8 protein-coding genes and 1 pseudogene are annotated in these 8728 nt (G+C 65.7%); 1 reads left to right on the plus strand and 8 read right to left on the minus strand.

All coding sequences use genetic code 11. The annotated features are described in order from the left end of the window. Window positions 1-61 precede the first annotated feature (61 nt). Entirely contained in the window at window positions 62-649 is a 588-nt protein-coding gene (locus JQN68_RS05140) for an HD domain-containing protein (protein ID WP_225073412.1), read from the minus strand. 157 nt (window positions 650-806) lie between these two features. Here JQN68_RS05140 and JQN68_RS05145 point away from each other — a divergent pair, with 157 nt between their 5' ends. After that, entirely contained in the window at window positions 807-2213 is a 1407-nt protein-coding gene (locus JQN68_RS05145; RefSeq protein ID WP_225073411.1) for a class II fumarate hydratase, read from the plus strand. Window positions 2214-2250: 37 nt separating this feature from the next. On the opposite strand, the gene JQN68_RS05150 is transcribed toward JQN68_RS05145, so the two are convergent. The 7 genes and pseudogenes from JQN68_RS05150 to JQN68_RS05180 all read right to left on the minus strand — a co-directional run. After that, window positions 2251-3381: a ribonuclease D gene (locus tag JQN68_RS05150; RefSeq protein ID WP_225073410.1), complete on the minus strand. Its 1131-nt coding sequence runs from the start codon at window positions 3379-3381 to the stop codon at window positions 2251-2253. A gap of 155 nt (window positions 3382-3536) precedes the next feature. Next, on the minus strand, window positions 3537-4616 hold the full coding sequence (mutY, locus tag JQN68_RS05155) for an A/G-specific adenine glycosylase (RefSeq protein WP_225073409.1): 1080 nt from the start codon (window positions 4614-4616) through the stop codon (window positions 3537-3539). Between the two features lie 2 nt (window positions 4617-4618). Next, window positions 4619-5662, minus strand: a complete 1044-nt coding sequence (gene hisC / locus JQN68_RS05160; RefSeq protein WP_225073408.1) for a histidinol-phosphate transaminase — start codon at window positions 5660-5662, stop codon at window positions 4619-4621. Window positions 5663-5754: 92 nt separating this feature from the next. Next, entirely contained in the window at window positions 5755-6849 is a 1095-nt protein-coding gene (gene mqnC / locus JQN68_RS05165; RefSeq protein WP_225073407.1) for a cyclic dehypoxanthinyl futalosine synthase, read from the minus strand. Further along, window positions 6842-7933 carry an aminofutalosine synthase MqnE gene (gene mqnE, locus JQN68_RS05170; RefSeq protein WP_225073406.1) on the minus strand — a complete coding sequence of 364 codons (1092 nt, stop codon included), beginning with the start codon at window positions 7931-7933 and terminating at the stop codon, window positions 6842-6844. The genes mqnC and mqnE overlap by 8 nt, the downstream gene beginning before the upstream one ends. Further along, window positions 7923-8546: a UbiX family flavin prenyltransferase gene (locus JQN68_RS05175; RefSeq protein ID WP_225073405.1), complete on the minus strand. Its 624-nt coding sequence runs from the start codon at window positions 8544-8546 to the stop codon at window positions 7923-7925. The genes mqnE and JQN68_RS05175 overlap by 11 nt, the downstream gene beginning before the upstream one ends. Then, window positions 8543-8728, minus strand: a pseudogene (locus tag JQN68_RS05180) (4-hydroxybenzoate octaprenyltransferase); the annotation flags it as partial. The pseudogene JQN68_RS05180 and the gene JQN68_RS05175, both read right to left, overlap by 4 nt.

The following is an 8728-nucleotide window of genomic DNA, read 5'->3' on the forward strand; positions in this document are numbered from 1 at the left end:
GTCGAAGGCCGTTTTCTAGCACTTATCCGCAGTGCAGTCAACCCATTCCACGCCGGCCTCATCAATCCTGCATGGAAGGACGGCCGCCGTTCACCCACCAGTCCTGGTCCTCGTCGAACCACCAGCGGGTGGAGTCGGTGCTCCAGATGGATTCCGCCAGCTTGCGGGCCAGGTCGGTTTTCAGACGCCGGACGGCGAAGGGATACCATTCATCGGCGTAGCGATTGCCGAGATCCTTGTATTCCTTCAGGGCCAGGATCATCTCCAGTTGATCGGCGTCGTGAGCCAGCAGCGCCTCGCGAGTCTCGCGGGCGGCAAACTCTCCCAGAGTGGCCCGGTATTCGTCGCCGAAGGGCAAGGTAGCGGCCAAATCGTCCACCGCCCGCTGCTCGTCGGCCGTCACGTACTTCTTGTTGACGTAATTGAGATCACCGAGACGCGCCTCGGGCAGATCGTGAAACAGGCACAGCTGCAACACCCGGGCGACATCGGCCTGGCCGTCGAGACGGGCCAGGGCAAAGCCGATGATGGCAGTCCGGAAGGAATGCTCCGCCACCGACTCGGCGCCGGAGCCCAAAAACTGGAATCCGGTGCGAGGCGTGCGCTTCAACATGCCGACCTCAAAGAAAAAGTGGGCCAGATTTTTCATGTGCTTCCCCTTGCCTGCATGGGCATGCGGCGGACATCGTTGACAGGATGAAGAGGCTCAACTATCCTCAGTAGCCGGCAGTACCAGGCTGCCCGGACTCTTTTCCCGGACAGCAGTGCCATGCCCCGTTATTCCGATTTTCCAGTGGGAGATCTGCATGAACCAAACACGTATTGAACAGGATTCCATGGGCACCATGGAGGTCCCCGCCGCGGCCCTGTACGGCGCCCAGACCGCTCGCGCCAAAGCCAATTTCGCCATCTCCGGCACCGGCTTTCCCCGCCCCTTCCTGCGGGCCCTGGGCATGATCAAGCAGCACGCCGCCCAGGTCAACCGCGACCTCGGTCTGCTCGACGAACAATGCGCCGAAGCCATCATGGCGGCGGCGGAAGAGGTCATGAACGGCCAGTTGGACGAGCACTTCGTGCTGGACATCTTCCAGACCGGTTCCGGCACCAGTACCAACATGAACGCCAACGAGGTCATCGCCAACCGCGCCGCCCAACTGCTCGGCCAAACCATCGGTTCGCGCCTGGTGCACCCCAACGATCACGTCAATCTCGGCCAGTCCAGCAACGACGTGATCCCGTCGGCCATGCACATCGCAGCGGCGGTGGAAATGCGCTTCACCCTGGTGCCGGCCCTGTTCGCCCTGCAGGAGAACCTGGGCGAAAAAGCCCTGGCCTTCAACGACATCGTCAAAATCGGCCGCACCCACCTGCAGGATGCCACCCCGGTGCGCCTCGGCCAGGTTTTCTCAGGCTATGCGCGGCAAATCGCCTTGGCCATCCGCGCCATCGAATCGGCTCAGGACGAATTGCTGGAACTCGCCCTGGGCGGCACCGCCGTGGGCAGCGGTCTCAACGCTCATCCGCAGTTCGCCGGCCGGGTCATCGCGGCCATCAGTGCCGCCACCGGACTGGAGTTTCGCGAAGCGGTCAACCATTTCGAAGCCCAGAGCGGCAAAGATGGGGTGGTTTCCGCCAGCGGCTCCCTCAAACGGACGGCCTGCGCCCTGTTCAAGATCGCCAACGACATCCGTCTGCTGGGCAGCGGTCCGCGTTGCGGTCTCGGTGAGCTGAATCTGCCGGCGGTACAGCCGGGCAGTTCCATCATGCCCGGCAAGGTCAATCCGGTGATGGCGGAAAGCCTGCTGCAGGTCTGCGCCCAGGTGGTAGGCAACGACGCCACCATAACCCTGTCGGGACTGTCCGGCAACTTCGAGTTGAATGTCATGATGCCGGTGATGATTCACAACCTGCTGCAGTCCATCGATCTGCTGGCGGCCGGGGTGCGGCAGTTCAACGAACGCTGCGTACAGGGCCTGGAGGCCAACCGCGCTCGCTGCGAAAGCCTGGTGGAGCAGAGCCTGGCCATGTGCACCGCTTTGGTGCCGGTGATCGGCTACGACCGGGCGGCCGAAATTGCCAAGCAGGCCTACGCCTCCGGCCGCACGGTACGCGAAGTGGCCCGGCAACTGGGCGTGCTGCCGGAAGAGGAACTGCGGCGACTGCTCGACCCGCGGCCCATGACCGAACCGGGCGTGCCGGGCATAACCCGATAAAATCGGGACGGGGCGCCCAGGTGGGCGCCCCCGGTAATCACGCCTGTTCCGCCAAGGCGGCGACCAGCCCTTCCCCGAGCACCTGCCGCTGCCAGTTTTTCAACGGCAACGCGGCCAACTCCGACACCTGCCGGGGCCGCAAGCGGGCGGCCTCTTCCAGCAGGGCATTGTTGATCAACACCCCCGGATCCAGGGCCAGTTCCTCGGCGATTTGGCCCCGCCAGCGCTTGAGCAGCGCCACCCGCGCCTCCACCTCCGGTTCCCGCACCCGCCGCTCGCCGCGGGGAAAGCTGGGGAGTTCTGCTTCGGGCAGCGCCGCAGCGTCCTCCAGCAGGGCCAGCAGGCGGCGCCCGTAGCGCTCCACCAGGCGCGGAGATATCCCGTCGATGCTTTCCAGGGCCTTCAGGGTCTGGGGCGCGGCCTGCACCAACCCCAGCAGAGTGGCGTTGTTGAGAACCTTGAAGGGCGGCCGATCGCGCCGACAGGCCTCGCCGTCACGCCATTGCAGCAGCAACTCCAGGGCCGCCAGTTGTCGGCGGTCCAGGCCCGCTGCCCCCTTGAAACGCAGAAACATGGGGCCCGGCGCCTGCTCGCTGTGGCGCACCTGCTCCAGCAGGGCGAATTCCTCCTCGGCCCAACTCAGACGTCCCGCATCCCGCAACCGTTGCTCAAGCAAAGCCGCCAGGCGGTGCAGATGGCGGGTATCCTCGGCGGCATAACGGATCATGCCCGGTTCCAGGGGTCGTTTCGACCAATCGGCCCGCTGGTAGCGCTTGTCGAGGCTGACCTCCAGGTATTTCTGCAACATGTCGGCCAGGCCGACCCGCTCCTCGCCGAGCAGTTGGCTGGCAATCATGGTGTCGAACAGACCCCGGATCTCGAAGCCGAAATCCCGGTGCAGGCAGCGGATATCGTAATCGGCGGCATGAAAGATCTTGCGGATGGCGGGGTCGGCGAGAATCGGTTCCAGAGGAGCAAGATCGGCCAACGCCAGGGGATCGACCAGCACCGTCTCGGTCGGCGTGGAGATCTGCAGCAGGCAGACCTTGTCACGATAGGAATGCAGGGAATCGGCTTCCAGGTCGACGGCGATGGACGACTCGGTGCGCAGTTTCTGTGCCAGGCGCTCCAGAGCGGCAACATCGACCAGGACGGGGGTTTGCGACATCAGGTTCTCCTTGGCAAACGGCCCAGGGGCCGTATTTCTTGATGACAATATTCAATAGGGGTGGACGTCGGCCAAGCCCCAGGGATGGGTTCATGCGGCCCTCGCGGCGTGGGGGACGCGAGCCACTTTGCCGAGCAGTTACCTCATGGTTACCATTACAGTTCGGGGGGCAGCACGGTCAGCGCCTTGCGATGGGCGCCATGCAGGGGCCAGTCGCGCAGCGCCTCGACGGACACCCAGCGTTGGTCCCCTTCCGCAACCCAGGCCGGATCGTCGGCCTCGCCCAAAAACAGTCGGACTTCCACCCGAAAATGGCTGTAGGCATGCTTGACTTGCCCCGCCTCCCGCAGGGTTGCCCGCAAGCCCCTCTCCTGCAGCAGTCGTTGCGCTGCCGAGGCGGCCTCGGCGCCATCCGGCAAAGTGACGGCGGGAAACTCCCACAGGCCGCCGAGCATGCCATCCAGGGGGCGGCGACACACCAGGTAGCGCCCCCGACAGGACAGCAGCAGAGCCACCTGCACCACCTGGGGCACGGTCTTTTTCGGTCCCCGGACCGGCAGTTCCGCTTGTCGCCCCGAGGCACGGGCGGCGCAGCAGAAAGCCAGCGGGCAGGGGTCGCAAAGCGGACGGCGCGGCGTGCAGAGGGTCGCGCCCAGATCCATGATGGCCTGGGCGTAATCGTGGGGCCGGTCGGCCGGGGTCAGGGCGGCAGCCAACTCCCAGAGCTGGTTTTCCACCGCTCGCCGGCGCGGATCCCGGTCGATGCCGTACAGTCGGCACAGCACCCGCCGCACATTGCCGTCCAGAATGGGAACCGGACGATCGAAGGCGATGGACATGATGGCCCCGGCGGTGGAGCGACCCACCCCCGGCAAGGCCATGAGCGCCCCCGCATCGGCGGGAAAGCTGCCGCTGTGCTCCTCGATCACCTGCCGGGCGGCGGCATGGAGGTTGCGGGCCCGGGAATAATAGCCGAGCCCGGCCCAGAGTTCCAGCACCCGCTCAAGGGGCGCGGCGGCCAGGTCGGCCACGGTCGGAAAAGCGCTCAGAAAGCGTTGATAATACGGGATGACCGTATCCACCCCGGTCTGCTGCAGCATGATTTCCGAGACCCAAACACGGTACGGGTCGCGGGTATTTCGCCAAGGCAGATCGCGTCCGGAGCGGCCGTACCAGGCCAGCAACCGCTGCGCCGTCCGCTCGGGGACCACTGCGGCGTACCGCCCGTCGGCCATCCTCAGCCGATCTCCGCCATGGCTGCCAGGGTGCGTTCCATCTCCTCCCGGGTGCCGATGGAAATGCGCAGGCCGTGGGCCAACTGGGGATCGCTGAAATGCCGCACCAGAATATGCCGCTGGTAGAGGGCCTCGTAGACCCGCTTGCCGTTGCCGTCGACAGGACTGGCGAACACGAAGTTGCCGTGGGACGGGATCACCTGCCAGCCGAGCCGGCGCAACTCGGAGCTGAACCAATCGCGGGTCTGACGGATCTTCGCTACACAGCCGCGGAAGTATTCCTGGTCGGCCAGGGCGGCGACGGCCGCTGCCTGGGCCAGCCGATCCAGATTGTAGTGGTCGCGAATCTTGTTGAGGGCGGCAATCACCTGCGGCCGGGCCACGGCCAGACCGAGGCGCATGCCGGCCAGGGAGTAGCTCTTGGACAGGGTGCGGGTCACCACCACGTTGTCGTAGCGGCGCACCAGGTCCAGGGAGTGGCCGTCGGTGAAATCGATGTAGGCCTCATCCACCACCAGGGTGCCGGCCACCCGGCCGACCAGTTCCTCGATGTACTCCGGCGGAAAGCAGAAACCGAGGGGAGCGTTGGGATTGGTCAGGAACAACAGCCGCCCTTCGTAACAAGCCGGAAAATCCCGGATGCGGAAATCATCCGTCAGGCCAAAGGTGCGAACCCGGGCACCCTGGATTTCGGCCAGGGTGGCGTAATAGGAATAGGAGGGATGGACGTAGGCGATCTCCTCCCCTTCCCCGGCAAAGGCCCGAATCAGGTTGTTGAGCACCTCGTCGGAACCGTTGGCCATGATCACCCACTCCGGATCGAAGCCGTACAGCCGGCCGGCCTCCTCGCGGGCGGCGCGGCTGGCGGCATCGGGATACTGGCGCAGGCGCTCTCCGACCTCTGCCAGGATGGCGTCAATCACCTGCAGCGAGGGTGGATAGGGATTTTCGTTGGTGTTGAGCTTGATATAGGACTGGGCATCCCGGGGCTGAAAACCGGGCACATAGCCGGCCATGGCCTCGATATTCGGACGCAAACGAATCATGGGACCTCCGCAGGAAAATCGATGGTAATTACGCAGCCGCTACCCTAATGGAAAACACCGTCCAGCGCAAGCAGAGCCTCCAGCTTCACCCTTCAACCTTCAGTCTTCAGCCTTCGGACTGCTTTCCAGCCCTTGGCCTCCCCATAATCCGTATCCCGCTGCACCGGCCGGAATCCGGCCTCGCGGATGAGCCGCAGCAGTTGCTCCACGGGCAGGCGAAAGCGGGTGCCGGCAGCGGCGACGACATTTTCCTCGAGCATGGTGCCGCCCAGGTCGTCGGCGCCGAACAGCAGGGCCACCTGGGCCAGATGCGGTCCCTGAGTCACCCAACTGGCCTGCAGGTGGGGGACGTTGTCCAGCACCAGGCGGGCGGTAGCCAGCACCCGCAGATAGTCGACGCCGGTGGCCTCCGCTCCGCCCAGTTCCGTATGGCCGGGCTGAAAACTCCAGGGGATGAAGGCGGTGAAGCCACCGGTGGCGGCCTGCAGAGCCCGCACCCGCAGCAGATGGGTGACGATGTCGGCCGGGGTCTCGCCGAGCCCGAAGACCAGGGTGGCGGTGCCGCGCAGCCCCAACCGGTGGGCGGTGGCCATCACCTCGGCCCAGCGCCGCCAACCGATCTTGGCCGGCGACACCCGCCGGCGCACGGCATCGACCAGCACCTCGGCGCCGCCGCCGGGCAGAGAGCCGAGACCGGCGGCCTGCAGGCGGCGCAGACAGTCCTCAAGGTCCAGGCCCGCCAACGCGGATAAATGGTCGATCTCGGCCGGCGACAGGGCGTGAATCCGAATGCCGGGAAAGTCGCGCCGGATGGTTCGGAAGAGGTCCTCGAACCAGGTCAGCTCCAACTCCGGATGCAGGCCGCCCTGCAGCAGCAGCTGGGTACCTCCGCAGGCATCCAGTTCGGCCACTTTGGCCAGGATCTGGTCATGACTGAGCAGATAGGCGCCCGCCGCCCCCGACTCCCGATAGAAAGCACAAAAGCGGCAACGGCTCAGGCAGATATTGGTGTAGTTGACGTTGCGATCCACCACGTAGGTGACCCGGTCGCCCGGATGCAGGCGGCGGCGCACATCGGCTGCCAAGCGGCCAAGGGCCGGCAGTTCCGCTTCGGTGAGCAGATACAGGGCGTCGCGGCGGTCGAGGCGCTGGCCCCGGTCCAGTTTTCCCTCGATGGCCTCAAGCATGCTTCATCCCCGATGTCACCGGCCGGTAAAAGCTGTCGCGCTCCACCGGCCGGCAACCGGCTACCCGGATCTGCCGCTCCAGGTCGGCGCGGCTCAAACTCTGCGGAGCCTCGGCGCCGGCGGCATGGCCAATCTGCTCGGCGACCACGGTGCCGTCGAGGTCGTCGACGCCGAAGGCCAGGGACACCTGGGCCAATTTTACACCGAGCATGACCCAGTAGGCCTTGATGTGGGGGATGTTGTCCAAAAACAGCCTTGCCACCGCCAGGGTGCGCAGAATGTCCACCGCCGTCGGCCCAGGCAGGTCGGCCAAGGGGTTGTTGCGGTGTTGGAAGGGCAAGGCGACGAAGGCCTGGAAACCGTCGGTGCGGTCCTGCAGGCGACGCAGGCGGGCGAGATGCTCGACCCGCTCCTCCAGGGTCTCCAGGTGGCCGAAGAGCATGGTGGCGTTGCTGCGCAGCCCCGACTCATGGGCCGTCGCCATGACCTCCAGCCAGCGTTCGCCGGAGATCTTGTCCGGGCAGATCCGCCGACGCACCCGCGGCGCGAAAATCTCGGCACCGCCGCCGGGCAGGGAATCGAGTCCGGCATCCCGCAATTCGGTGAGGACGACGGCCAGGGGCAAGCCACTGAGCCGTGCCATGTGATCCAATTCCACGGCGGTGAAGGCTTTCAGGTGCAGACCCGGCGCGGCAGCGCGGATGGCGGCCAGCAACCGGCACCCCTCCGCCAGTCCCAGTTCGGGGTGCAGTCCGCCGACCACATGCAGTTCCGTGGCGCCGTCGACGGCGGCCTGACCGGCCAAGTCCGCCGCGGCCCGGGGCGACAGCAGATAACCGTCAACCGCCTCCGGATCACGCCGGAAGGCACAAAAGGCGCAATGATGGATGCAGCAGTTGGTGTAGTTGAGGTGGCGGTTGACATTGAAAAAGACCTGATTGCCAAAGCGGCGGTTCTTGAACCGGGCCGCCCATTCCCCGACCGCCAGCAAATCGGGAGCACGCAGCAAAGCCAGGGCCTGCTCCTCGGTCAGGCGTTCGCCGGCCAGGACCCGTTGGCCGATGACAGCCGCTTCAGTTGCCATGACCGTCCCCCCAGCGGGTGAACAGGTCATGCTCCACGCCGAGTCCGTCCAGCACCTTGCCGACCACGAAATCGACCAGTTCGGCCACCGTTGCCGGGCGCTGGTAAAAGGCCGGCATGGCCGGCAGGATGCGGGCGCCGGCGCGGGCCAGGCGCAGCAGATTTTCCAGATGAATGGTGGACAGAGGCGTCTCCCGCGGCACCAGCAGCAACGGCCGTCCCTCCTTGAGCATGACGTCGGCGGCCCGCTCGATGAGATTGCCGCTGATGCCGGCGGCGATGCGCCCCGCCGTGCCCATGGAACAGGGGGCGATGACCATGGCCGTCGGCGCCGAGGATCCGCTGGCCACAGGGGCGCGCAGATCGTCCTCGGCATAATGGCGCAATTCCTCGCCGGCGGCGAAATACTGCCGCATGCAGCGCAACTGCCGTTCCGGACTGCCGGACCAGTCGAGACCGGTCTCCTCGGCCAGCACGATGCGCCCGGCGGCACTGGTCAGCAGGGTGACCGTCTGTCCGGCCCGCAACAGTTCGGCAGTCAGGCGCAAACCGTAAACAGCTCCGGAAGCGCCGGTCACGGCCACCAGGGTCTGGTTCGGGACGGATTTTTTCATGGGTGCCTCATGTTCAGAACATCGACCAGGGTGAACAACAGCAGCAGCACACTCACCAGGCCGTTGAGATTGAAGAAGGCCAGATTCAGGCGGCTCAGATCATGGGGCCGCACCAGATGGTGTTCCCAGGCCAGCAGCCCGGCCACCACCGCCACCCCCGACAGATACCAGAACCCCAACCC

It is taken from the genome of Desulfuromonas sp. CSMB_57, assembly GCF_020194955.2.
Taxonomy (GTDB): domain Bacteria; phylum Desulfobacterota; class Desulfuromonadia; order Desulfuromonadales; family Syntrophotaleaceae; genus JAFCIY02.